22 protein-coding genes and 1 pseudogene are annotated in these 23,992 nt (G+C 49.9%); 8 read left to right on the top strand and 15 right to left on the bottom strand.

The genetic code is table 11. The features are described 5' to 3' along the window. Positions 1 to 137: 137 nt before the first annotated feature. On the top strand, positions 138 to 1,046 hold the full coding sequence (locus CWB99_RS20630; RefSeq protein WP_138552154.1) for a winged helix-turn-helix domain-containing protein: 909 nt from the start codon (positions 138 to 140) through the stop codon (positions 1,044 to 1,046). Positions 1,047 to 1,260: 214 nt separating this feature from the next. Here CWB99_RS20630 and CWB99_RS20625 read toward each other — a convergent pair whose 3' ends face one another. Both CWB99_RS20625 and CWB99_RS20620 read right to left on the bottom strand, forming a co-directional pair. Then, entirely contained in the window at positions 1,261 to 2,073 is an 813-nt protein-coding gene (locus CWB99_RS20625; RefSeq protein ID WP_138552155.1) for a methyltransferase domain-containing protein, read from the bottom strand. Positions 2,074 to 2,080: 7 nt separating this feature from the next. Further along, positions 2,081 to 2,836 carry a Nif3-like dinuclear metal center hexameric protein gene (locus tag CWB99_RS20620; RefSeq protein ID WP_138552188.1) on the bottom strand — a complete coding sequence of 252 codons (756 nt, stop codon included), beginning with the start codon at positions 2,834 to 2,836 and terminating at the stop codon, positions 2,081 to 2,083. Positions 2,837 to 3,069: 233 nt separating this feature from the next. On the opposite strand from CWB99_RS20620, the gene CWB99_RS20615 reads away from it, so the two are divergent. The 4 genes from CWB99_RS20615 (at position 3,070) to CWB99_RS24830 (ending at position 5,682) form a co-directional block, all read left to right on the top strand. Next, positions 3,070 to 3,537 (top strand): VOC family protein, encoded by a 468-nt coding sequence (locus CWB99_RS20615; protein ID WP_138552156.1) that lies wholly within the window; start codon positions 3,070 to 3,072, stop codon positions 3,535 to 3,537. Positions 3,538 to 3,636: 99 nt separating this feature from the next. Further along, on the top strand, positions 3,637 to 3,798 hold the full coding sequence (locus tag CWB99_RS24205; RefSeq protein ID WP_171045412.1) for a hypothetical protein: 162 nt from the start codon (positions 3,637 to 3,639) through the stop codon (positions 3,796 to 3,798). A 165-nt stretch (positions 3,799 to 3,963) separates the two neighbouring features. Further along, positions 3,964 to 4,851 (top strand): CHAD domain-containing protein, encoded by an 888-nt coding sequence (locus tag CWB99_RS20610; RefSeq protein WP_171045411.1) that lies wholly within the window; start codon positions 3,964 to 3,966, stop codon positions 4,849 to 4,851. Positions 4,852 to 5,025: 174 nt separating this feature from the next. Further along, positions 5,026 to 5,682 (top strand): calcium-binding protein, encoded by a 657-nt coding sequence (locus CWB99_RS24830; RefSeq protein WP_138552158.1) that lies wholly within the window; start codon positions 5,026 to 5,028, stop codon positions 5,680 to 5,682. A 66-nt stretch (positions 5,683 to 5,748) separates the two neighbouring features. Here CWB99_RS24830 and CWB99_RS20600 read toward each other — a convergent pair whose 3' ends face one another. Then, complete coding sequence (locus tag CWB99_RS20600; RefSeq protein ID WP_138552159.1) at positions 5,749 to 6,453, bottom strand: XRE family transcriptional regulator; 705 nt, start codon at positions 6,451 to 6,453, stop codon at positions 5,749 to 5,751. 278 nt (positions 6,454 to 6,731) lie between these two features. Here CWB99_RS20600 and CWB99_RS20595 point away from each other — a divergent pair, with 278 nt between their 5' ends. Further along, positions 6,732 to 7,082, top strand: a complete 351-nt coding sequence (locus CWB99_RS20595; protein ID WP_249332024.1) for a helix-turn-helix domain-containing protein — start codon at positions 6,732 to 6,734, stop codon at positions 7,080 to 7,082. 542 nt (positions 7,083 to 7,624) lie between these two features. On the opposite strand, the gene CWB99_RS20585 is transcribed toward CWB99_RS20595, so the two are convergent. Then, complete coding sequence (locus CWB99_RS20585) at positions 7,625 to 8,800, bottom strand: type III PLP-dependent enzyme (protein ID WP_138552160.1); 1,176 nt, start codon at positions 8,798 to 8,800, stop codon at positions 7,625 to 7,627. A gap of 43 nt (positions 8,801 to 8,843) precedes the next feature. Here CWB99_RS20585 and CWB99_RS20580 point away from each other — a divergent pair, with 43 nt between their 5' ends. Both CWB99_RS20580 and CWB99_RS20575 read left to right on the top strand, forming a co-directional pair. After that, on the top strand, positions 8,844 to 9,140 hold the full coding sequence (locus tag CWB99_RS20580; protein ID WP_138552161.1) for a hypothetical protein: 297 nt from the start codon (positions 8,844 to 8,846) through the stop codon (positions 9,138 to 9,140). A 401-nt stretch (positions 9,141 to 9,541) separates the two neighbouring features. Further along, positions 9,542 to 10,324 (top strand): hypothetical protein, encoded by a 783-nt coding sequence (locus CWB99_RS20575; RefSeq protein WP_138552162.1) that lies wholly within the window; start codon positions 9,542 to 9,544, stop codon positions 10,322 to 10,324. A gap of 84 nt (positions 10,325 to 10,408) precedes the next feature. Here CWB99_RS20575 and CWB99_RS20570 read toward each other — a convergent pair whose 3' ends face one another. The 11 genes and pseudogenes from CWB99_RS20570 to mrdA all read right to left on the bottom strand — a co-directional run bounded on the left by CWB99_RS20570 (position 10,409) and on the right by mrdA (position 23,988). Then, a complete protein-coding gene (locus CWB99_RS20570) occupies positions 10,409 to 11,566 on the bottom strand; it encodes a tryptophan 7-halogenase (RefSeq protein WP_138552163.1) in 1,158 nt (385 codons plus the stop codon). Positions 11,567 to 11,577: 11 nt separating this feature from the next. Further along, positions 11,578 to 13,848, bottom strand: a pseudogene (locus tag CWB99_RS20565) (LodA/GoxA family CTQ-dependent oxidase). Between the two features lie 1,165 nt (positions 13,849 to 15,013). Then, positions 15,014 to 15,226 (bottom strand): hypothetical protein, encoded by a 213-nt coding sequence (locus CWB99_RS20560; protein WP_138552164.1) that lies wholly within the window; start codon positions 15,224 to 15,226, stop codon positions 15,014 to 15,016. 569 nt (positions 15,227 to 15,795) lie between these two features. Beyond that, positions 15,796 to 16,644, bottom strand: a complete 849-nt coding sequence (locus CWB99_RS20555; RefSeq protein WP_138552165.1) for a hypothetical protein — start codon at positions 16,642 to 16,644, stop codon at positions 15,796 to 15,798. A 341-nt stretch (positions 16,645 to 16,985) separates the two neighbouring features. After that, the gene (lipA, locus tag CWB99_RS20550; RefSeq protein ID WP_046004199.1) at positions 16,986 to 17,951 is read right to left on the bottom strand and encodes a lipoyl synthase; all 966 of its coding nucleotides are present in this window, start codon (positions 17,949 to 17,951) and stop codon (positions 16,986 to 16,988) included. Then, positions 17,948 to 18,601 carry a lipoyl(octanoyl) transferase LipB gene (gene lipB, locus CWB99_RS20545; protein WP_138552166.1) on the bottom strand — a complete coding sequence of 218 codons (654 nt, stop codon included), beginning with the start codon at positions 18,599 to 18,601 and terminating at the stop codon, positions 17,948 to 17,950. Before lipB ends, lipA begins: the two co-directional genes overlap by 4 nt. A 14-nt stretch (positions 18,602 to 18,615) precedes the next feature. After that, positions 18,616 to 18,894: a DUF493 family protein YbeD gene (gene ybeD, locus CWB99_RS20540; protein ID WP_040644649.1), complete on the bottom strand. Its 279-nt coding sequence runs from the start codon at positions 18,892 to 18,894 to the stop codon at positions 18,616 to 18,618. Between the two features lie 140 nt (positions 18,895 to 19,034). Then, a complete protein-coding gene (locus CWB99_RS20535) occupies positions 19,035 to 20,198 on the bottom strand; it encodes a serine hydrolase (protein ID WP_138552167.1) in 1,164 nt (387 codons plus the stop codon). 54 nt (positions 20,199 to 20,252) lie between these two features. Continuing rightward, positions 20,253 to 21,014, bottom strand: a complete 762-nt coding sequence (locus tag CWB99_RS20530; protein ID WP_138552168.1) for a septal ring lytic transglycosylase RlpA family protein — start codon at positions 21,012 to 21,014, stop codon at positions 20,253 to 20,255. Next, entirely contained in the window at positions 21,014 to 22,120 is a 1,107-nt protein-coding gene (rodA, locus tag CWB99_RS20525) for a rod shape-determining protein RodA (RefSeq protein WP_138552169.1), read from the bottom strand. Before rodA ends, CWB99_RS20530 begins: the two co-directional genes overlap by 1 nt. Continuing rightward, the gene (mrdA, locus tag CWB99_RS20520) at positions 22,117 to 23,988 is read right to left on the bottom strand and encodes a penicillin-binding protein 2 (RefSeq protein ID WP_138552170.1); all 1,872 of its coding nucleotides are present in this window, start codon (positions 23,986 to 23,988) and stop codon (positions 22,117 to 22,119) included. The genes rodA and mrdA overlap by 4 nt, the downstream gene beginning before the upstream one ends. Positions 23,989 to 23,992: the final 4 nt, after the last annotated feature.

The following is a 23,992-nucleotide window of genomic DNA, read 5'->3' as shown; positions in this document are numbered from 1 at the left end:
ATTTATAAATCAAAAAATCGAAACGAAATATTGCACCAGTACGACCAAAGTTGATAAGTATTCAAGTGTTTGTATCTGGTATGTGAATAAAAAATCCGCTACGCTGGTGCGATAATAACAAGAATATTGTCAGAATTATGGAATTTCAATTCGCCAATGCGCGTTTGAATATCGCGACGCAATGCGTCATCATCAATGAGCGGTCAACGCAGCTGGATGACCGCGCCTTTTTGCTTATCAACTACCTATTACAGCGTCGGCCTCAGGTGTGTTCGCATGCCGAGTTGGTAAAATTACTGTGGCCAAATACTGTGGTCTCAGATTGGTCACTGCCTAAACTGGTTTCAGATCTGCGCAGCCAGTTAAACCGTGCAGGGCTGCAACAAAACTGCATCGTCACTGTGCGTGGTCAGGGTTATCGCTTTGCGCCTGCCATCGAGGTCACTGAGCATCAGGCCACTGGTTCCTTAATAGGCGCAATGGGCAGCTCCGATCCCTCTGCGATGACGACTCAGCCGATGCAAATGATGTCTGTGAGAGAGCACAATGCCTTGCCTGCCCGATACTGGTTACCTGTATTGGTGATCGCCTGTCTTTGCTTTGTTGGCCTGATGACTCATAGCACCGAGCAAGCACCGGTATTACGCCATGGTGAACCGCTGGATGCTATCGGGCGGATACTCTGGGTGGACGACAACCCCCAGAATAACCTGCAGGAAAAACGCTACTTTGAGCGTCACCATATTGGTGTTTATCCCGTGAGAACCACTGAAGAAGCCCTGTTGTTGTTGCAAATGTATGAGTACAACCTGATTATTTCCGATATGGGCAGGGCGCAGGAGCCTTTGGCGGGATTGAAATTGTTGCAGCAGCTCAGGGCGAATGGCGATCAAACCCCCTATTATTTCTACACGTTGATCGACAGTGCGGAGATGTTACAGATCATCGAAAACAGCGGTGGTCAGGGGGTCGCGACTAAGCGACCACAGTTGTACGGTAAAATATTGTCTCATTTTGCCACAAAGAATATAGACTTAAGTGATTGAAAATAATGCTTTTCAAAATGATTCAAAGGACAGTTGATGACTTTTTCACTGCGCTGTGCCACGTTTAAATCGTTGCTCTCCCGACCTTTGGCATTGACATACGTCCGCTGAGCAATGTGGGTGTATGACGACAGGATTAAAGACCTGAACACATGTCTCGGCCCTGGCACTGGATTATAGGTGCCAGGGTCTTTTTTTATGGCTATTTTTACCTTCAAATCGTGTGATGGTATTGCATCATTAAGTGTGTATACCTGCCAAGTGAGGCGTAGGGCTCTTGCTGATTATATTTGAGTTCTAGCGCTAGTAGCGCGTCAAACTGACTATTTGCTTTGTCTGGTTCTCGCAAATAATCATGAAAGCAACGAACACCTGACTGACTCAATTTTTGCAGTGGCAAAGCACTGAGCCAACTGTTTACATCGTCCGGTTCAAGTGGGCGGTTGGGGCTTAGCCCGACTTTCTGCTTGACCTGCAAACCATTAAGCACATAATCAAAATTGCCATACACCATGTTGGCCATGCGCTGAGCTGCACGATTGTAGTACATTAATGACAGATAGCCCTCAGTGGTTAACCTGTCTGACAACAGCTTTAACGCCTGTTGTTGTTCAGTCAGCCATTCCAGCACAGCATGGCACAGTACCAAATCAAACTGACCCAGGTTCAGATCCGGCAGTGCCTGTAACGGGGCATGGATCAGGGTAATACGGTCGCTGACCCCCAGGGCTTCGGCTTGCGTTTGCGCCTGAACCAGCATCTCCTTTGAGATATCTATCAGCGTGACGTGATGACCCTGCTGTGCCAAAAACATTGCCAGCTGGCCCTGACCGCCACCAACATCAAGCACGGTTTTCTCGCAGTCGACACCCAGCCAGGACACATGTTGGATGAGGTCTCGCTGAAGTACCGCTTCTCTCAGTTTGCCCTTTGATGTGCCATAAATATTGTTCTTAAATTTACCGGTTAACTCGCTGAAATTACGATCCTCATTTCTGTTGAGGGTGCGTTGTATGTGTTTGGCCATGGTGCGATTATACCGGGTTGTCGATATCAACGAATTCAACGTCCAGATCGAACTGCGCAGCCAGATATTCACCCAAAGCTTTGGCACCGTAGCGCTCGGTTGCATGGTGTCCTGCAGCGAAGAAGTGGATCTGTTGCTCATTTGACGAATGGATGGTTTGTTCCGATGCCTCTCCTGTCAGATACGCATCGATCCCCTGACTTGCCGCCAGGTCGATAAAGCTTTGTCCACCACCAGTGCACCAGGCAATGGTCTTTATCAGGTGGTCACCTGCCTGATTGAGAAGTGGCTTACGGCCCAGCTTTTGTTCAATCAAAGCGGCAAAGTCGGTTGCAGCCATGGGCTCGCTCAGCTTGCCTTTTACTGCCACACTGTTGCTGTTCCAGGGCTCTAACGGACGCTCAATAGTCAGGCCCAGCAGTTTACCCAGTTGTGCGTTGTTGCCCACTTCAGGATGGACATCCAGCGGCAGATGATAGGCCAACAGGTTTATGTCGTGTGCCAGTAAGCTTTGCAGGCGGCGCTTTTTCATACCGGTTACGGTCTGGTCTTCGCCTTTCCAGAAGTAGCCATGGTGCACCAGTATGGCATCGGCTTGCCTGTCGATCGCTGCGTCAATAAGCGCCTGGCTGGCTGTGACACCTGTGATCACCTTGCGGATCTCAGTTTTGCCCTCGACCTGTAAGCCGTTTGGGCAATAGTCTTTGATTTGAAAAGGCTTTAGATATTCATTGAGGTGATTTACCAGCTTTTTACGTTGCATCATGCTCTCACTGTCGGACATCAAAAAGCCTTAGTTTAGCGTTTTTTACAGTGACGAAAAAGCACTAACCAAAATTCGCTGGCATCGCTTTGATGCCTGGCACTCGACATTTGACCGAACTGAACTAGCTTTAAGAGATGCAAATGCCTGACGGGCAGTACCACTTTAAGGGAGGGCATGTATCTATGCCGTTGTTAAGGGTGGCGCTGCCTGCAATCTGTGAGGAAATCACCATGACAGTATCAGCGATACCCGATGGCTACCATGCCCTGACGCCTTATCTAATCACCGAAAATGCCGCACAAGCAATTGAGTTCTATCGCAAGGCTTTTGCCGCCGAGCTGGTTATGCAGCTGCCCATGCCAGACGGTGGTGTGGCACATGCAGAGCTGAAAATTGGTGATTCTCACTTGATGTTATCTGATATGTGCCCCGATATGCACTTTAAGAGTCCGCAGCAGTTAGGCGGGACACCAGTCAGTCTGATGCTGTATGTGCCCGATGTTGATAGCACGTTTGCTCAGGCTGTTGCCGCGGGGGCTACCGAGCTTCGCCCTGTCGTTGACCAGTTTTATGGTGACAGAGCCGGGACGCTGCAAGACCCGTTTGGTCATGTCTGGACAATTGGTACGCACCTTGAAGACTTAAGCGAGGATGAAATTATGGCGAGAATGTCGGAATGGATGACGGACGATTCTTAATTAAAGTAAAATAATTGTTGATTTATTGTTTTTGAAATGGCAGGTTATTCTTGTTGATTTATTCAACTATCATAAAAAATTCAACTCAAGGAAAAGAAAATGAAACTTCAAATCAAGAAAACGTCATTAAAACGTCTGGCAGAGTCACAGCAGCTTGCTAATCAACAGACCCCTAATGTAGCAGGCGGTGCACCTTATACCTATCGTTGTCGCCCTGCTGAATCAGAAACTGGCAACCGTTTCTGGGAGTGCATGTGCTAACGTCAGCTGTATAGTGCACTTAGCTCTGAGCCTGCAATGTCAGGCTCTTACCGACCCTACCAACTCACAAACATACTCTACTGAATACGCTATACTTATCCTATCCTGCGTATGAGTTGGCTGACTGAATACTGCAAGCCAGCCTCTGTTATTTGGATAAGCGATATGAATTTATCACCCGTGCCGGCAAGTTCACTTAGGTTCAACCCAGACAAGGGAAAGCCCCTGCATGTTTTTACTGACGCATTGTTAGGGTGCCTTGCAATTGCTGAGCAAAACCGGCGTGTGTTTTTATGTAGTCATGACCCTGAAGCGGTTCACCAGTATCGTATTGTCTTACGACAAGCCCGGTCGCTTATCAAAGTACATAGTGACTGGCTGACTAAACCCGTTCGTCACCAGCTCACTCTTTGTATAAAGCAATTGACGAGACCGACGGATATTCCCAGAGACTTTCAGGTTCTGGGTGAACAGATAGCCCAGATGCCTGTGACTGAGCGTTTTTGTCCTGCTTTGGCATCCGCCTTGAATGAAGTGAGCCGCGAGGTAAATCGGCTGCGTTATTCGCAATGTGTGCGACTGCGCCGATACTGGCATAGCCGCGACTATCAACATCAGTTTGCTGCAGCCGAAGCAAAAATCAAGGAAGTCCATTTCTCGATAAAACGTAAGACGTATCGCAGCACATTGCGCCAGATCGCTGTCAGACAATTGAATAAACTTAAGAAACGGATTAAGCATTTACCTGAGCTTGACCTGATACACCAACATCGTGTCCGTATCAGAGTGAAAGTACTGCGGTATGTGGTTTCTCTTTATCGTCCCTGGCTCAGGCGCATCAAGCTTAAGCCACTACGTAAAAGCCAAAAAAATCTGGGTAAGTTGCATGATCTTGAAACCCATAGCGAGCTACTGCAAAGCTATCTGGCCCGAAAACACGAGACAACGGCCAATTATTCACTGTGTGCACTTGGCGTCGGGGCGTTAATACAACAGTGGGCACGTCATTATGAACGGACATTGACAAGTTTGTCTGCACAAAAGCAGATTTAAAGGCGTTGACTAGCTTCTTTTATTTTAGACGGTTGGTAACGGGCGTAGTTTAAAACTCGGTTTGGTCAGCAATCTGCACATTTCGTACACACTGTCTGGCTACAGTGAAAGTAGTGATTGAACGAGTTTGGTGTTTAGCTGCATCAGAAGTGAAGCCAGCTAGGAGATAGGGATATGATAGGACGACTTATAGCAATGTGCCTGGCTGCGTTAAGCTATGGTTTTGTAAGCAGCGCGGCTGCATCAGACGGTGTGTGTACCGGTCTTAGCGGGGGAGCCGTGGTGGAGTTAAAGCGCATGTCACTGCGCACCGCTAAATCTGCAAATCATATTGTCGTGTTAAATATCACTGGCACTGAAGAGGCTGAAACATATCGTCTCACAGGGGATGGACGGCGCATTAAAATCATGCGGGCAACCTCTGATAATGCCAGCTGTGCGTTTATTTATGCCAGTCAGGTTGAGCAAATTCATGTGTACCTGAAGTCGGGGGACGATAGCTTCGATGGTCGTACCATGACGAACGAACTGCATGTGTGGGCGGGTGATGGTGATGATGAGGTAATGGGAGGACGAGGCAAAGACAGGCTCTTTGGTGGGCCAGGAAACGATGAACTGAGAGGCTTTTCAGGCCGTGACAAGCTTGTTGGTGGTACTGGTAATGATGTTCTGATCGGTGGTGATGATAAAGATGTGCTCGAGGGCAGAGACGGGGATGATATTCTGGCCGGTGGTACGGGTTATGACATACTCAATGGTGGCAGCGGGCGCAATCAGCTCTTTCAGGGAGACATAGTGACCAGCGCAAAAGAGCAGGGGGCCCAGTACTGAGCTCCGGCACCTCAATAAGCCTGGTAACGCCACCTGTTAAAATATGGGTCGCTAAAAAATCCGCTTTTAAGCCAGATCTTTGCCAATCCACACCACTTTGCCGATAATTTCTAACTGCTCCAGCTCGTCAGCGCGCACCACCTGTTCGACGTATTCTTTATTGTCACTGATCAATCTGACAGAGCCATCCAGATACTGTTGTAGCCGCTTTGCATATAACTCTTCACCGAGCCTGACTACGTAGATCAGGCCTTCACTGAGTTTCTTGTCACTCAAGTCAACCAAAATGGTGTTGTTGTTGTGGATGGTGGGCTCCATCGAGTCGCCTTTTGCAAACACCACTGCCAGCTCACTCTTATCGAGGTTTTTATAGTCTATCCACTTCTTTCTAAATGCGAGGTGGCGGGCAACCTGAGCGTTGTCATTGAAGGCGCCGTGGCCGGTACTGACGGATACATGATAGCCAGGTACTAACACAAAGGCTTCGTTAAATTCATCCAGTTTAACCAGAGGCTGAGTGATGATGGGTGATTGCGGGCAATCTGTGGTAGTTTCACCCTGGATAAGCCACATCAGATCGACATTCGCAACCTGAGCAATGCGTGCAACAATACTGAGCTTAGGATCCTCTCCTTTCAATATGCGTCGTAAAGTTCCTTCAGAAATATCAATTTTTGACGCGAAAGCACGAATGCTATGCGGCTTAATTGCATATTCAACGCGTTCTGCAAATGCTGAGATGTCAGCTTCGGTATTATGTTGTTTTTCCATTGTTTGATACCACGCCCTTGGATGTCCCATTTTTAAGCAATACGGCATTATAGGAACTTGGCTGGTAAAAGGCAATTCAAATTTTTACGCAAAAATTTGAAAGTTACGCATTGATCTGCGTAAATAATTGCACTATCATCTTTCATAAATTACGCATTGGCGGTGTTTTAAGGATTCAGTCCGCGTTAACAGCCTTTGCTGATAGTAGATAATGACCCAATTGCCTTAAGGTGGTTGGGTAACATGACAAGATTGCGTAAAAAAGTAAGGAAGTGGATATGACCAGTACAGTAACCTGCAACATCCCAACAGAAACAGTGATCAACCCGTTTGCCATGGGAGGGTCCATGCCGCCTCAGCACGCAGACAATGCCGGGCAGCTTGATCTTTTAAGAGCGCCGCGCGGTGCCCAGCTATTAAAGTATGCCCGCAAATTACGGGGTTATACTCAGGCCGAATCAGCTGCGAGTTATGGTATCGAGGAGCGCACCTTAAGGCGCTGGGAGAACAATGAGTTTAACCCAAGGTGGAATGACGTCATTTCTTTGCTGGAGGATGTCTACTTTATGGATATTATGCAGGCGATTGCCGGTGTCAGGTCAATGCAAGCGCAGGGAAGAACGGTTTAATATAGTCAATTATCGCTGCCGACCACAGGGGGTTGGCAGCAGGTCAGTGCAGAGACCGAACCACTGCCTGTCATTTATAAATGCACTACACTGTCGGCATTGCCATCCGGATCACCGGATGCGCGGCCATCTGTTCTGGGGTTGCCATTGCTCATCATAATTAGGGCACACGCGGCAGGTGATGCCATTTAGGTGCCTGATATTGTGGTTGTGCCGCCGCCACTGCGCGTTGATAAAACACTGACTCCAGGTGTCGCGTAGTCCACCGGAGGGTTGCCCTAGTTTGAAAAACTCGCGAAGCGATCATTGGCATCTGTGGCCGAGATGGTATAAATACGCTGGCATTCTTGCCTTTACTGAGTGCGCTGACCCGTCTGCTGTCCACTATGAAAAAGCCTGCGTAAATTATTGCGCGTTTAGTGTTAGTGTCTATCGGTCAAGCTATCAGGCACGTCTTATCGAGTTCAGCGCGGCGTTTTGTTGCGTAAATTAGTGAAGTAATGAGGAGCAGAGGCCCGGGTGGACCTCTGTATGGTGGGCGGTTAGCTGCCGAATTCGGCCTGGTGAAGTTGGATCACTTCATTGAGTACCACAGTCGTAGCACGTTTGAAGAAATTGAAGTCGGTGGCTGTCGCACTGGTGTAGGCACCCATCATGCGGGTGATAACCAGGTCGCCATCTTCCAGTTTCGGCAGTTCAACGGCATCACAGATCACGTCTATGCTGTCGCAGGTTGGGCCCGCCAGTACGCTTGGGTAGACCACATCAGCGGTTTTCAGCGTACGTAACGGGTAACATGCCATGTCGAACATTAACCCACTGAAAGAGCCATAAATTCCATCGTCCAGATAATACCAGGTACGGCCTTCACGCTGTGCCTGGCCCATTACCGACGCAACACATGTCATCGCACCGGCAACAATAAACCGACCTGGCTCGGCAATGCGCTGTACCGTCTCTGGTAGCTCGGCCAGTGCTGCGTTGATTGGCGCACAAAAAGCACGAATATCCACCTGGTTGCTCGCGTACGATACCGGAAAACCTCCGCCGATATCCAGGCAACTTAGCGCAGGCAGTCCAGCAGCCACGACGTCGTCCATCAGCTGTTTGCATGCCTGAATAGCCGTGACATATTTGTCGGCATTGGCGGTTTGCGAACCAACATGAAATGACAGACCTTTCACTCGAATACCCCATTGCTGCGCCTGACGGATCAGGTTCATTGCATCTGCTGGGCTGCAACCGAATTTTTTCGACAGGTCGGCATAGGCCTCACTGTTGCGAAAGCTCAGCCGGATCAGCACTTCAGCTTGTTCGGCAAACTCGCGAAACTTAGCCAGCTCATTGAGGTTGTCGACCACAAACACCTGGCAGCCATACTCAAGTGCATCAGCAATGTCGCTGCGGCGCTTGATTGGGTGCGTATGGATCGTGCACTCAGCCGGAACCCCCTGCTCACGAACCAGGTCGACTTCACCGCTGGTTGCCAGATCAAAACAGGCACCCAGTTGCAGCAAAGTGCGCACCACTGCCGGATGAGGCAAAGGCTTTAATGCATAGTGTAAACGTACGCCGGGTAACGCATCGGCAAGTGCCAGGTATTGGTTGCGTACTTGCTCGCAGTCGAGCATCAACAGGGGTGAGCCATACTGCGCAACTAAATCGGTAACAAGGGTAGCGTCGATATCAAAATTTTGTACTTGAGGCTGAATAGGCATAGCGACTCCAAATAGTATCAGCGAATTACGACCTGCAGGCTCTATGTGTGATCCATGCTTGTTTGTGGTGCACGGGATCACCCCTTCAGGTCTTGAGCAAAGCGACTCAGGTATTGACGACGCATCAGCGTATTACCTTTACCCGAACCAGTTACAGATCCTGGATAGTTGCTCTATCGCCTTGCCACGGGGTGACCACATCATGACCGGCTCATTGACCCGTCATGCTAAACACACCACCGCGATGTACTCGGATTGGCTATCTTCAGAAAACACGCAAATAGTAGGGCGCTTGGTGCTGTTGTGCAAGCCACATTTCGACGAGAAATTTTGCTTTTGAGTGACAAATTTACTTGTCGTAGATCAAGCTTTGCCCGCTTATGAAAGAGAGAAAAAACCTCCCATGATGAAGTTTCATTATTTTTTGAACAGAATAAAACAGGGTCTATTAGGGGTGAGTTTTGAAATGCTAAGCAAAACTGTGTAATGCTTAGGGTGTTTATCATAATGTTTTTTATCACATTGAAATTAATGGGTATTTTTTGTGTTTCAACAAGTAATCCTACTTGTTTTTGAAATTTGTCCGGGGCGAATTTCTCTTGCTATGGTGACCTCAGTTAGCCAGTAAGGGTCAGGCATGATTGTCAATCTGTTGACCCGCGTTGCACAGTTTAACCATTAACATTTTTTACTCTTAACCATTAGCATTTTTTACTCGTTACTTTCTAAAAGGACATAAACATGAAAACCTTATCTTTGTCATTTGCTGCAGTCGCTTTGTTCAGTGCATTTGGTAGCCATGCTACGGCTTATCAAAACGTGTTTGATACTGATGGATACGAGCGTTTGACTAACTACACCTCAGGCCCGGTAAGCTCAGCATTGCTAACCGGTGAGTTTGCGCACAACTTTGAAGCGCAACTTGTACTGCGTGGTGAAGGTGCTTACTGTGAATCTGCAAACCTGTATTCTGCAAATGATGGTCGTCATATTGTTAACCTGGGTGTGAAGACGATTGCGGATCGCAATACAGTTGAAATGGGTGTTGCGATCCCTGAAGCGACACTGACCGAAAAGAAAGTTCTGCATGTCAGCTGTTATGATGCGGCGGGTGACTGGTACAAGGTACTGGTTAACGTGCCGGGTGCACCAGTTGTCGACTGGCAGGTTGAACTGACACCAGCAGGTGACTTTGTTTATCAACCTTATTCATATGGTTATCATACGGCGTATCACATCAGCAGCCGATTGACAGTGGACAACCAGAATAATGATGCACGCTGCAGCGTCCTGGCAGATCGCGGTGTATCTCTGGGCTTGTTCCATGGTGAAGACCGCAAGGGTCCATTCCATTCAGACGTGTTTACTCTGGATACCGTCATTGACAACAAGGCGAAGCATCCAGTGCTGTATCAAATCCTGGAATGTGAAAACGCAGTGGGTAAAACCATGGCGGTGAAGGTCTTTAATCTGACGGATCCAAACAGCATCTACACCTATGAAGATCAGCTGATTGTAAAATAATACCACTTTGCTCCCCCCAAACGAGCAAATACAAAAATGGACAGGTATTTAAAAAGGACTTGAATTGCGAACCTCACGCCGAGCTCAACTGAACTCGGCGTTTTTGTGTATCTGGCGACGTTGCCAGTAAGGTGAGTCAGGCCAGCGTCGTTCCTGAGCGTAATAATGCGCACGATGGCTCAGATAGTGCTGCCAGACAGACTTGATCTGTGCCTGATGCAGGCGGGTGACTTCAATGGCGGCGTCGGCGTTGCTCAGGCCAAACTCATCCAGGCTATTGGCTAGTTGCATGGCGGTTGCCATGGCATTGAACATACCTTGTGACGATAAAGGATCAAAGCTGCAGGCGGCATCACCCAGCGCGGCCCAGCGATGCCCTGCAGCCTGAGTCAGGCAAGTACTGTTGGCAGACACTACCCCGTGCAGCTGTATGGTGCCCGATTGCTCAATACCTTGTGGGAGTAGTGACTGCAGTCCGGGCTGCGTGCGGGCATGGCGGCAAAATAGAGCCAGGTCATGCTGCAGACCTTTTTCGAGCAGATCGCTGTCGGTTTGTAGCGCTAATACGCGGCGTTGTTCAGGTAACTTAGCGCTATACCACCAACCATCTGGGCTGGTTTCTATGCGTGCGAGTTGATGTGCTTCATGACATGCCATACTTGCCCATAGCGCTATTTGTTTATCCAGGACTTTGCGTTTCAGGCCAAGTTTAGTGGCAAACGCGCTGTGGCGTCCGGTTGCGTCAATAACGAAGTGACAGGGGACCGCGATGCTTTGCTGGTTGTCTTGTGCACGCCCTGATTCATGGGTTGCCAGATACAGCAGCCAGCCGTCGCTGCCTGGCTGCGCATCCAGTAATCTGGCAGGCCAGAGTGTCTCAATGCCTTGCGCGACGACCTGCTCGCGTAACCAGTTTTCAAATCCGGCCCGGTTCAGTTGCCAGCCGAGACCATCGGGATTACTGAGGTTGTCGTTGATAAGGCTTTGTTCGCTCCCCCAGCGGCTTTGAATACCATAGTTTGGAATATGCAAATCCTGGCGCTGCTCAAACTCCTTGAGCAGGTTTAAGTTTCGCAAGATCCGCGCCGCAGCCGGCGGCAGGCATTCCCCCACTTTGTCGGGGCAGGCCGATTGCTTGTCAATCAACAATACCTGAAAGTGGCGACTCAGCGCCAGGGCGGCAATACAGCCTGCTATCCCGGCGCCAATGATCGCAATCTGACAGTGTTTTACCTGTGTCATTGCGTTTGGCCTTATTTAAAGTCCTTAGGGAAATTTACGGCAAAGCGGCTGACCTTTTCAATGACCCCCAGGTCGACCCGAGAACGCGAAGTTGCCATCACAGGTCGTGCCGCATCTCGGCCATCCGGGCTGGGTACCAGGTTGGCTGCCAGCTCCGCAATGGTTTGCAGCTTGCCCTGCGCTGTGGTTTCGGTTTCACTGGCCAGGCCTTTACGGTGATCTTCAGCTGTGATCCCAACTTGCATGGTATCCGGCAGATCTGCATCGTCTGCTGCGCCCGGTCGGCCTTGTACCACAGCCAGCTTATCGAAGTTGGTGATCATGCTGTTGATCTGTGCGGTATAGGTGGCGGGTTGACCATACAAGGGCAGGGCATCGAGCCAGTCGGTGCGGTAATTGAATGCCTCAACGCGGGTTTGCGGATCCAGTGCCGGGTTGATGGCTTCTTCATACCGTGCCACATTCAGGATGTTGTTCGGCACTCGTGCCGGCCAGAAGGTAGGCAGATACGGGTCGTAATCAGGCGTGTAGCCATCTCGGCAGCTGGCTGTGTCGGTTTGCCAGGGGATTGCCATCCAGCGTGTAATGCCACCGGCCACCTGACCTCCGAGGATCGGGCCCTGTGCCAGCGTAATGGTATCGCCGTTGATCTAGGCGCCATAATAGGTGGTGTCTTTACAGATCCCTTTATCGGCATGTTTGATCCTAAACGGAGCCATATACATGCCGGCAGTACGCATTGGCCAGGTCATTTCACAGCCAGGGTGGAAAGCGTCGGCCAGACAGAAATCTAATGCACCCCGGGTTAACATATCCGGTTGCTCCGCCACTGGCACTTTATCTATGTCGTCTGGCTCAGCGGCATGTGGGCAAATTGCAGGGTCTATGTAATCGGCGGTAAAGTCGCCCTCAACCCACTGGTCCAGGAAAGACAGTTGCAGTGCTGACAGCGTCGAGTGCTGACGCTCCGAACCCGTTGGTGGAATAGACAGTGCATCGCCATACAACCAGGGCCAAAGCTGTGCGGCCTGTGCACCAGGCTGACCATAACGGCGAAAATTGTTCGACAGGGTACGGCGCAGCTCTTTATAGGCGGGGGAGGGGTTACCCAGTTTTGCTTTCCACTCTTCGCTGGTGTAGTTAAAAGGTGCTTTAAATCCAAATCCGGCGGCAAAACCAGCGTTGACCCATTGCAAGTCGGTCATTCGCTCGAAAATGGGTAAAATATCGTGCTTAAAAGACGGACGTGCCGGGCGAGTCAGCATACCAGCGTTAACGGCAACAGAGCGCATAAGGTCCCACATAGTGCGCACGGATTTTTGCATTGGTGCATAATCAGGTGGTGCACAAACTACCCAGGCCGGGTCAACCTGCAATTTAACGCCTTCATACTCAACCTCGGCGGTAACCGGACCATCAGAAATGTCGTCGTGCCAGCCCTGGTTATTAGCAAAGGTAATGGCAATGTCACCATTAATATTACGCGATACGCCATTGCCGCCAAGTACAATCAGGCGGCCCTGTTTATCTGACTTAAGCTCACCCAGGTAGACTTCCTCGCCCATAAACTCGCCCTGGAATTGCGGGCCCTCTTTCACTTTGGCTTTATTCAGCTTGTGCGTACCACCATCAATTAGCAGACGGTTGCGATCTGCTACATTATTGTTGCGCAGCAGGCTGGGCGGCGCGTCGGCGGCTTCCGGCACATCCAGCGCCAACTGAAATTCATACCAGGATGACTTCTGATTGGCCAGGTGCACCTGCCATTGAATCTTGGCGTTATCCATAGTTAGCTCTTTTACGGGCTTGCCCGCCGCGTTAAAGCCGTATATACGAAACTCAGCCGCCTGACGCTTAAGCAGGCCCTGGTCATCGCGATAGGCATCTTCTTCAAGTCGCGGCTTGGGGTTAGGTACCTGTGGGCCAATAAAGTACTCTTTACTGCTGCCTACTCGCATTACGCCAATGGGCGGGTAAATACCGGCACGGACAATACAAGTGCTGTCTTCATCGCTGTTCGGGGTAAACTTTGGGTCGATGGCATTGGGTTCGTTCATCTGCTGGCCGTTGGCCTGGTGGCGGGTATTGGCACTGGCCTGATAAACGACTTTTCGGGCCTGAGCAATAGATCCCAGTGGCTCGTTTTCGGCCAGGGTTCGCCAGATATTGAAAGCCAGGTTGCGACCAAACTCGGCCTGGCCGATGGCACAGATATCTTGCTGCGGCAGTGTCAGGGTTGCAACTGGTTCGAACGGTGCATCCTGTTCTGGCCACACCACCATGGCGTTGTCGATTGGGAAGTCTTCCTCGGAAGCATTGGGTGGGCGACGTTGGATTTCAAACACAAACTTGGCTTCTCCCTGACGCAAGCGAATTTGCAAGTCCTCCGCCAGATAGTCATTCCCTTGTGCAGGTGCGCCCCGATAGGTATCAACCGGACGAATACGGTATTTAACGACATTCTGCTCGCCAAGTTTAAACGGCAGTATCGCCCAGTAATGAGTACTCAGGCAACTGGCCTCGGGTTTGGTCATCTCGTCCAGTATGTCGGCTGTTTCTTTATTTTCGCTAAGGTAAGCCGGGTAGTCGCGGTCGATGACGCCGGCAGTGGTAAAGGCACACATTTGTGAGGCGTCGCGAACAAAGAAGCGGTCGATGTTCTGCATAATAAAGTCGACATTGTCGCTGTCACCCAGCAACTTTTTGCCTTTCACACCGAACAATTTGATCCCGACCCCTAAAGTGGTATGCAGATCTGGACTATTCGGCGTGGTATCGCTGGAAAAGCGCACCACACAGTCGTAACTGGCGGGGTTGGCAAATACGCCGGCCTGAAGCGCTTTATCGAGTTTGCTGTGGATCTCGAATGTACCATAGGCTATGCCGTGCTGCTTACGAAATACAGCGCGCTCTGCGGGCTGCTGCCCGCGTTCAATACGGGTTTTCTGGCCCATTTCCACGAACATTTCTTTCAGGCGTTGGGTTGCCAGCTCAATGGGTTGGAAGTCATCATCACCTGTCCAGCATTTTACATTATTGGCCGTCGGTGCATTCTTCATATTCTTTTTCAAATACTTAGGGTTTACCAGTTCACCTTGTTGTTGCTTATTACGTTTTTTCTTATCGCTCATAACGGTTTCCGCTTAAAGTGTTTCCTTGTCAGGTAACTGCAATGACGTATGCGTTGAGCATCCGTCGTTTACCTGTCCCGACCGGGCAGGGGGATTTTGTGCCTGCCCTGTCTGAGTATAGCTGCGCCGATCAAGGCCCGCATAAACTCTAGATGCAAAGCTGCACGGTGACTATTACAGGGTGTTACGCGCGGAGGAAGGAGTTGATGAGTGCTGAATAAAGGGAGAGCAGGTATCGTGTGACAGCAGCGGTAAGCAGGAAGTGTCATTACCTGGCTGTTTGGCTGGCAATGACACGAGATGTAAGGGTGTCGAATTACCCCAGAATTGCACCTGTTTTGGCGTTGATGGTTAAAATGGCTTCTGTTTTTGGATCTTTGATTTTGGCAATGTCTTTGTTCACCAGTGCACTTCTGGGTACCTGAATTTTGCTGCCTGTATCTGGGTTATGCACAATCAGGAATCGAGAGGCCTGCTGGGCGATTTCTTTAGCACCCTGATTCTTCACAAAGTGAATATCCAGCGTCATACCTGCGGTGACCCCTGCGGTGGCCGATACGCGGAAGTTATTGATTTCGTACTGTGAGTTACTGCTTATTATTTCCAGTTATTCCATATTTAAAGCGCAATTATATGAATTGCGACACTTAATAAAGCATACAAATTATACAGATGCAACGCCTAGCATGTTGTTTTTTAGGTGTTTGATAGAACAATTTAATGCAACAAATATCACAGAGATATCGCGGCTTTTGCCCTTGTTTGGTAGCCAGGTGTCAGCTGTGCCTGAGCCTTTGGGAACAGCGATGGATAACAGTGTATGTGGGCTGTAACTAAGTGGTTTGAATTGTTGACGTTCCAAGTGCAGACCAATTACAGGGCTTATTATTTTTGTTTAGCCTAAAATAAAATAGCTGAAGCCACTCACTAAGAGTATTACAGATGGGTACTGGCCCAGGGCTGGTATGACGAAGTTGAGTTCGATACAACGGTCAATATTACCGTACACCCGATGGCTATCAGATCTTGGCTAAAATGCGCACCTCACGGGCGCGTGTTATTGAGATGATAGCGGCTTGGTATCAGAGCTATACAGTTTTATAGCTTAGGTCTTAATTGCTCAATGATGTGCGCATCCACCCAGTAGGGACTTCCCACAACATAGCGGCTGCCGTCTTGTTCTGTTTTTACATCACCGCGCCAGAAGAATAGGTATTTACCATCCGGCGTCACCTTTGGGCGCTGTTCGTACAGTGGGGTATTTATTTTGTCGCCCATATTGATGGCTTCTCCCCAGCTGCCATCTGGTTGGCGGAAGCTTATAAATATATCGGGCGTGTTTTCGCCGTCTTTTTCAGCATCCCACATGAGATAGGATTCATCAGGAGCAATAAAAGGGTGGGCAATGTACTTACCTTTATTAACGGTGTTGCTCATTTTTACCGGTGTTTCATATCTGCCATTGATTTTGCGTGAGTAGCTTAAATGTCCGCTACCGTCATCAAAGTTCAACACATAGAAATAAATAGTATCGGCGGCAGAACGAGTGTAGCCAATGACAGGAATATCTTTGAATGGCGCGAATTTCTTGATTTCAGAGACAGGCGGGCTAAAGCGTGATTGGTAGGCATTTGTCTTGCCTGCAGGAATTGACTTCCAGTGCCAGGTATCATTTTTGTATTGCATGGCAAGCCGGGTGCTTTGTCCGTATTCTCCCCCAGAGCGAGTAAATGTGAGTTCAGTCATATCTGGTAAAAACAACACTTCTGTTTCGAGGTGAGTATCTGTTGCAATCACGCCTGGCGCAAAGGCACGCGGTGTTAGCCCGGGAGAAGGTTGACCTAGATATGGCCCTTTGAAAGCAGGTGCCTGATTGTGTGCGTTACTGCTGTGGCTGGTTGTTAACCCGACGAGTAACAGAGGAAATATGCGATAGACAGCGTGCATGATTGTTCCTTATTTTTCTGATGCTATGTGGTCTGAGTAAGGTGAAGCCGTCTCACAGTACCGTGTTTTGTGTGTGATGCCTGACTTTGCACTGATTTTTTATTGATTTAGCGCTGACAGCAGACTGCTTTTGGTTTTCGACAGAGTCAGAGTGGGTAAGGAAACACCCATTTAAAAGAATGAAAGGTACTTCTAAAAGTTTGAAAAATATGCTTATTGCTGATTTAAAGCTGGTTTTTATGTGTATAGCGGTATGTGCTTTGAAATTGGCAGGGATGGGCTGCTTACATGAATAAAAAACGCGACACTCAGGTCGCGCTTTTCTTGTTTGTATTGAGGGGTTACTTAACCTCTTTACCCGCAGCTTGCTGATCTGCGTGGTAGCTGGAGCGTACGAACGGGCCGCAGGCGGCGTGGCTGAAGCCTATTTCGTCGGCGTACTCTTTCAGCGCATCGAATTCTGCGGGTGGCACGTAGCGTTTTACCGGCAGGTGGTGCTTAGACGGTGCCAGGTATTGGCCAACGGTCAGCATGTCGACGTTGTGCTCACGCAGGTCGCGCAGTACTTCTTCGATTTCTGACATCTCTTCACCCAGACCGACCATCAGGCCAGACTTGGTTTTCACTTCAGGGTGCGCTTCTTTAAAGCGACGTAACAGTTCCAGTGACCATTTATAGTCGGCACCCGGACGGGCCATTTTGTACAGACGTGGCGCGGTTTCCAGGTTGTGGTTAAACACATCAGGTGGCGTCTCGGTTAAGATCTCCAGTGCGCGGTCCATCCGGCCACGGAAATCCGGTACCAGGATCTCAATGGTAATGCCCGGGTTGTGTTTGCGAATTTCGCGAATACAGTCGGCAAAGTGCTGGGCACCACCGTCACGCAGGTCATCCCGGTCAACCGAAGTGATCACCACGTATTTCAGCTTCATGTCTTTGATGGTCAGTGCCAGCTTTTCTGGCTCTGCGGCATCTGGCTTGAGCGGACGACCGTGTGCCACGTCACAGAACGGGCAACGACGGGTACAGATGGCACCTAAAATCATAAAGGTGGCAGTACCGTGGTTAAAACACTCAGACAGGTTAGGGCATGAGGCTTCTTCACAGACGGAGTGCAGACCGTGCTTGCGCATTGCCTGTTTGATGCCATCAATACGCTCGCTGGATTTTGGCAGACGGATCTTCAGCCAGTCCGGCTTGCGGAGCATTTCATCGCGCTCGGTTGGCATTACTTTAACCGGGATCAACGCCATTTTTTCTGCGTCGCGGAGCTTTACCCCTGGCTCAATTTTCACTGGTTTACTCATTCGTTTTCAAACCCCTGGGTGTGTATAACCTGCTCGGCCGAGAGGCGCTTGAGCATATGTTCTACCAGGCCATTGCCCGCATCAGTAAGCGTAGCAGGGCCATTAAGTTGACTGGTTTGCACCATTTCCATGCCGGCATAGCCACACGGGTTGATGCGTAAAAATGGACTCATATCCATGTTGACGTTCAGAGCCAGACCATGAAATGAGCAACCCCGGCGGACCCGCAGCCCTAAAGAGGCGATTTTGGCATCACTGACATAAACGCCGGGCGCATCTGGTTTAGCATAGGCTTCAATGCCATAGTCCTGAAGCATATCTATGATGATTTCTTCGAGCCAGGTGACTAGCTCGCGCACTCCAATCTTTAGCCGACGCAGGTTAAACAGCACATACATCATTTGCTGACCCGGGCCATGGTAGGTGACCTGGCCACCTCTATCGACTTTGACGACCGGAATGTCGCCAGGTGCCAACAGGTGCTCAGCTTTGCCTGCCTGACCCTGAGTAAATACCGGTTCGTGCTCAACCAGCCAGATCTCATCCGGGCTGTGGTCGTCACGGGTGTCGGTAAAGGACTGCATTTTTTGCCAGATTGGCTCATAGGCCTGACGGCCCAGCTGACGAACTATGATACTGCGGTTGCTCATATCTGGTTTGCGCCTTATAGCACGTATCGGACGTCTGGCAGTGAACCTATCTCAGTGTAGATCTGCTCGATGTGCTCTTTAGACGTCACAGTGGCAACCAGGGTGACGGATTCATAGTTGCCTTTGCTGCTTGGCTTAGTTTTAGGTGCATAGTCACCAGGTGCCAAAGTTTGCATCTTTGCCACAACCTGATCGGTCAGGTTGACGTTCGCCAGGCCCATGATCTTAAAAGTAAACGGGCAAGGGAACTCTAAGTACTCGTCAAACTTAGTATTTTTTACAGGTGTTACCACAACGGTATCCTCACTACTTGGCTGGGCCTGAACAGACCCCGGCACACTACATATCTTGGCGGGCATTCTAGCATTTTTGCGACAAAAAAAAACGCCTCCGGTGGGAGGCGTCTGTGATTATAAGCCCACTAATAACGGGGTTATTGCATGATCTGTAAACGTAAGTAGTCGTAGATCTTGCTGAAGAAGCTGCCTTCTTCGATTTCTTCAAGCGTGACCAGCGGGTACTGAGCGATGTCTTCGCCTTCCAGTTGCAAGAATAAAGTACCGACCTTGCTGCCTTTTGCCAGCGGCGCTTCGAGGGTTTTATCCAGCTCGAAGTGCGCCTTCAGGTTTTTACGCTGACCACGCGGAATGGTAATTGGCGTGTCCTGAGCAATACCCAGAGAGACGGTTTCTTTGTTACCCATCCAGATACGTTGATCCGCAAAGCTGTCGCCTGCTTTATAAGGGGTAATGGTTTCGAAGAAGCGGAAACCGTAGTTCAGGAGCTTTTTACTTTCTACCTTACGGGCACGCTCACTGGCTGTGCCCATCACTACGGCTATCAAACGCATGTCGCCTTTGGTTGCTGAGGTAACTAAGCTATAGCCCGCTTCTGAGGTGTGACCGGTTTTGATGCCATCGACATCCAGGCTGGCATCCCACAGCAGGGAGTTACGGTTGTACTGTTTAATGCCGTTAAAGGTGAACGACTTCTCTTTGTAGATGGCGTACTCTTCCGGTACATCACGGATCAGTGCCGCGCCCAGCGTAGCCATGTCTCTTGGTGTGGTGTACTGCTCTGTGCTGTCCAGGCCGTGGCTGTTAGCAAAATGAGAGTTGCTCATGCCCAGTTTCTCAGCATGGGCGTTCATCAGGTCAGTAAACGCGCTTTCACTGCCTGCGATGTGCTCTGCCATAGCGACACAAGCGTCGTTGCCCGACTGGATGATCACACCGTAATTGAGGTCTTTAACACTGACCTGCTTACCCACTTCGATAAACATCTTGGAAGATTCTGGGAAATTCTTCGCCCAGGCCTTTTCACTGATGGTGACCATATCGTCATTGGAAATGTTACCGGCCAGCAGCTCGGTACCAATCACATAGCTGGTCATCATTTTGGTTAAGCTTGCCGGGGCCAGTTTGGTATCCGGATTCCCTTCGGCAATGACTTTACCCGTAGTAAAGTCGACCAGAAAATAACCTTTGGCGCCAATCTGAGGCGGTGAAGGTAAGATCTGCGCACTGGCCGAAAACAGGGTGAACGAACACACGGCACCCACTAAGTGTTTAATAAATTTAGGTTTGAAAACTGTCATTATGCTCGCTTTTTGGTTGTTGATCGGCATGTTTAAATGTCATTACTGAATATTTTAAAGTTCATGTTCTGTGTAAAGCAAGAAGGCGCGATTAAATTCACCCTGGCGCAACGTTTCTAAGAGTTTCTGCGCCGTATTATCGTCGGTGATCGGGCCTAGCCTCAGCTTGTATAAATTGTCCTCAAAGGCAATGGGTGTGCCAAGCTGAAATTGCTGCGACAAGGTGCTGGCCAGCGCCTGTACATTTTCAATGTTGCTGGCGGCGGCAACCTGCACATAGGTTAGCCTGGGTGTATCGCGCGCCATGGTAAGGGCTTCTATCTTAACCTGTGCTGTACCCTGACGGTGAAAGCCCAGTTTATAGGCCGCAGCGTAGGATAAATCAATCAGGCGGTCATCGTGAAAGGGTCCACGGTCATTCACCCTGACAATGGCGCTCTTGCCATTTTCGACGTTGGTAACACGGACAAAGCTCGGCAACGGCAGTGTTTTGTGTGCGGCGGTCATATCAAACATGTTGAACACCTCGCCATTAGAGGTGTAGTAGCCATGGAATTTATGCCCATACCAGGACGCAGTGCCTTGCGCCTGATAGCCTTTTTCATCCGACATCGGTGTGTAACGCTTGCCCAGTACTTCGTACGGGCGACCCGCACTGACACTTTTGGCTTCGCTGGTCACCAGAGCATCTTGCATCTCCAGCTCTGTGGGCGCGCGCAATGGTGCTTTATCCTGCTTCACATGATAGCGACTGCTACAGGCGCTTAATACGACAACGAAACCGAGCAGTGCGGCTCGTTTAAACGTCCTCTTCATCACTTCAATAACATCCTCTTATCTGTGGCTATCGACATGATAATGCCAAATCCGGCCATCAGGGTCACCATGGAGGTGCCGCCGTAACTGATCAAGGGGAGCGGTACTCCCACAACAGGGAGCAGACCCGATACCATGCCAATATTAACAAAAATATATACGAAAAAGGTGAGCGTCAGTGCGCCAGCCAGCAGTTTACTGAAGGCATCTTGCGCGTTTACTGCAATGTATAGGCCACGGCCAATAATAAACAAATACAGGCTCAGTAAAATGACTACACCGGTGAGCCCGAACTCCTCACTTAACACCGAAAAGATGAAGTCAGTATGACGCTCGGGCAGAAACTCCAATTGCGACTGGGTACCTTGCAGCCAGCCTTTGCCTTCTATGCCGCCAGAGCCGATAGCAATTTTTGATTGAATAATATGGTAGCCAGAACCAAGTGGGTCGCTCTCAGGGTCTAAGAAGGTCAGTACCCGCTGCTTCTGGTAGGCATGCATGCCAAAATGCCACAGCGCAAAGCCGCCGGGCACGGCGAGTAGCATGCCAGAGCCAATCAGTTTCCAGCTGAGACCGCCAAGAAACAGCACAAATATCCCTGAGCTGGCGATGAGTATAGAGGTGCCCAGATCGGGCTGCTCTTTTATCAGCAAGGTCGGTACCAGAACAATCGCAAAGCCCACGATAATATGCATAAAACGTGGTGGCATATGGTGGCGTCCAATATACCAGGCGACCATCATAGGCACAGCGACTTTCATGATTTCAGACGGCTGGAAACGAGTAATACCCAGATCCAGCCAGCGCTGGGCCCCTTTGCTGCTGACACCGACAAACAAGACCGCGACCAGCATCAGCAGGCCAACGGTGTACATGGGAAACACCAGTCTTTTTAAGGTATTTGGCGACAGCTGGGCCACCAACAGCATGGCCGCAAAGGCGGCAAACATACGTTTGCTGTGACGCACCACCATATCCATATCCTGGCCACTGGCACTGTAGACAATGGTGATACTGCCGACCATCATCGCCAGCATAGCGAGCAGCAGCGGCAAGTCGATATGCAGTCTTTGCCAGATAGTACGCTGTTGATTCAACGGGCTCATTGTCCCTCCGTATCACTGGGGTAAGTGGCAAAATAATAATCCATCAGACGCCGCGCGATGGGGGCCGCGATGGCTGAACCACCACCTTGGTTTTCAACCACAATGGCGACCACAATACGTGGGTCATTATAGGGGGCGAATCCGGTGTAAATGGCATTGTCCCGGTGTCGTTCTTGCAATTTTTCAGCGTCATATTCTTCGCCCTGGGCAATACTGACGATTTGTGCCGTACCCGTTTTTCCTGCCGGGTCATAGGTTGCGCCTTTGAATGCTTTATGCGCCGTACCTGTGGTTTTGTAAACCGTGTTGTGCATGGCCTCTAGCGCAATACGCCAGTGATCCGGGTTTTTTAATACCACGGGTGGCTTTTCATCGGTGTACATTTGTGTGACTTCATTGTCATGGCGGGCAACCTGTGCCAGATGTGGCGGTCTGTGTGTCCCTTTATTTACCAAAATGGATACTGCATTGGCAATTTGGATTGGTGTGGCAGTCCAGTAACCCTGGCCAATGCCGACTGAAATGGTATCACCAGGCCACCAGTTCTCCTTAAAGCGCTGACGCTTCCAGTCTGTGGTGGGCATAATGGCACCTGTTTCTTCGTAGATATCAATGCCGGACAGGTCGCCAAAACCAAACTGACTCATAAAGTTACTGATCTTGGTGATGCCAAGTTGATAAGCCGTATGATAAAAATAAGTATCACAGGATTCTTCGATGGCTTTATATACGTCGACATGGCCATGACCCCAGCGTTTCCAGTCGCGCCAGCGGTGATCGACATTGGGGATCTGAAAAAAGCCCGGATCCCAGAGTTTGGTTTGCTCCGTCACCAGCTCTTCTTCCAGTGCCAGAATGGCCAGATGTGGCTTAACCGTGGAGGCCGGTGCATAGCGACCCTGAGTAACTCGGTTAATCAGGGGTCTGTCGGGATTAAGTAGCTCACGATATTCTTTGCTGCTGATGCCATGGACAAACAGGTTAGGGTCATAGCTGGGGTTGGAATACATGGCCAGCACCCCGCCGTCTTTGGGGTCGAGCACCACAATGGCGCCACGGACACCTTCGAGCTCTTTTTGGGCTATTTGCTGTAAGCCGATATCCATGGTCAGGACCAGATCTTCACCGGGCTGCGGTGGCTCAACGCCCAAAGTGCGAATGATCCGGCCACGATTGTTGACCTCAACGCGCTGTGAGCCGACCACGCCATGCAGGCGTGACTCGTAAAACTTTTCAATGCCCAGTTTACCGATATCCCGGGTTGCACGATAGTTGCTGGCATTGCCTTCAGACTCGAGCTCGTCGAGCTCCTTTTTGTTCAGTTTGGCAACATAACCCAACGCATGGGTTAGGGTATCGCCATAGGGATAGTAGCGCGCCAGTCGGGCCTCAATACTGAAGCCGGGAAACTTATGTTGATTGACCGAGAAAATGGCCACTTCTTCTTCGTTCAAGCGGCCTTTGAGGATCTGGCTTTTGAAGCGACGATTATGACGTATGTCTTTACGAAACTCTTCCACTTGCTGATCGCTGATGTCGATCAGGGCCCGGACCTGAGTTAATGCCGTGTCGAGATCATCGACGTCTTCGGGGATCACTTCCAGGTTATAGACAGGGCGGTTTTCGGCCAGGATGATGCCATTGCGGTCGTAAATTAACCCTCGGTTAGGTGCGACTGGAATGACTTTTATACGGTTATCGTTGGAGCGGGTCTGATAAGTTTCGTGCTCAGTAACCTGTAACTTGTACACATTGTGCAGCAAGATACCGATCAGAGTAACCACGAATACAAAGCCAATAAAGGCGCGACGCGCAAACAGGTTTGCTTCTGCGCTATGGTCGCGGATCGTCGGCCTGTGATTGAGCATAATG

Source organism: Pseudoalteromonas rubra, assembly GCF_005887095.1.
GTDB classification, from domain to species: Bacteria; Pseudomonadota; Gammaproteobacteria; order Enterobacterales; family Alteromonadaceae; genus Pseudoalteromonas; species Pseudoalteromonas rubra_E.
Note: the sequence above shows the minus strand (reverse complement) of the source record. Positions and strands in the feature narration are given on the sequence as shown.

Coding starts and splice junctions, on each gene's coding strand:
- CWB99_RS24205 (WP_171045412.1), top strand. CDS start 3,637: ATGAAACTTCAAATCAAGAAAACGTCATTAAAACGTCTGGCAGAGTCA.
- CWB99_RS20610 (WP_171045411.1), top strand. CDS start 3,964: ATGAATTTATCACCCGTGCCGGCAAGTTCACTTAGGTTCAACCCAGAC.
- mrdA (WP_138552170.1), bottom strand. CDS start 23,988: ATGCTCAATCACAGGCCGACGATCCGCGACCATAGCGCAGAAGCAAAC.
- CWB99_RS20560 (WP_138552164.1), bottom strand. CDS start 15,226: ATGACGCTGGATATTCACTTTGTGAAGAATCAGGGTGCTAAAGAAATC.
- CWB99_RS20575 (WP_138552162.1), top strand. CDS start 9,542: ATGAAAACCTTATCTTTGTCATTTGCTGCAGTCGCTTTGTTCAGTGCA.
- lipB (WP_138552166.1), bottom strand. CDS start 18,601: ATGAGCAACCGCAGTATCATAGTTCGTCAGCTGGGCCGTCAGGCCTAT.
- CWB99_RS24830 (WP_138552158.1), top strand. CDS start 5,026: ATGATAGGACGACTTATAGCAATGTGCCTGGCTGCGTTAAGCTATGGT.
- CWB99_RS20570 (WP_138552163.1), bottom strand. CDS start 11,566: ATGACACAGGTAAAACACTGTCAGATTGCGATCATTGGCGCCGGGATA.
- CWB99_RS20600 (WP_138552159.1), bottom strand. CDS start 6,453: ATGGAAAAACAACATAATACCGAAGCTGACATCTCAGCATTTGCAGAA.
- lipA (WP_046004199.1), bottom strand. CDS start 17,951: ATGAGTAAACCAGTGAAAATTGAGCCAGGGGTAAAGCTCCGCGACGCA.
- CWB99_RS20585 (WP_138552160.1), bottom strand. CDS start 8,800: ATGCCTATTCAGCCTCAAGTACAAAATTTTGATATCGACGCTACCCTT.
- CWB99_RS20595 (WP_249332024.1), top strand. CDS start 6,732: ATGACCAGTACAGTAACCTGCAACATCCCAACAGAAACAGTGATCAAC.
- CWB99_RS20620 (WP_138552188.1), bottom strand. CDS start 2,836: ATGCAACGTAAAAAGCTGGTAAATCACCTCAATGAATATCTAAAGCCT.
- CWB99_RS20580 (WP_138552161.1), top strand. CDS start 8,844: ATGTGTGATCCATGCTTGTTTGTGGTGCACGGGATCACCCCTTCAGGT.
- CWB99_RS20555 (WP_138552165.1), bottom strand. CDS start 16,644: ATGCACGCTGTCTATCGCATATTTCCTCTGTTACTCGTCGGGTTAACA.
- rodA (WP_138552169.1), bottom strand. CDS start 22,120: ATGAGCCCGTTGAATCAACAGCGTACTATCTGGCAAAGACTGCATATC.
- CWB99_RS20530 (WP_138552168.1), bottom strand. CDS start 21,014: ATGAAGAGGACGTTTAAACGAGCCGCACTGCTCGGTTTCGTTGTCGTA.
- CWB99_RS20625 (WP_138552155.1), bottom strand. CDS start 2,073: ATGGCCAAACACATACAACGCACCCTCAACAGAAATGAGGATCGTAAT.
- CWB99_RS20630 (WP_138552154.1), top strand. CDS start 138: ATGGAATTTCAATTCGCCAATGCGCGTTTGAATATCGCGACGCAATGC.
- CWB99_RS20535 (WP_138552167.1), bottom strand. CDS start 20,198: ATGACAGTTTTCAAACCTAAATTTATTAAACACTTAGTGGGTGCCGTG.
- CWB99_RS20615 (WP_138552156.1), top strand. CDS start 3,070: ATGACAGTATCAGCGATACCCGATGGCTACCATGCCCTGACGCCTTAT.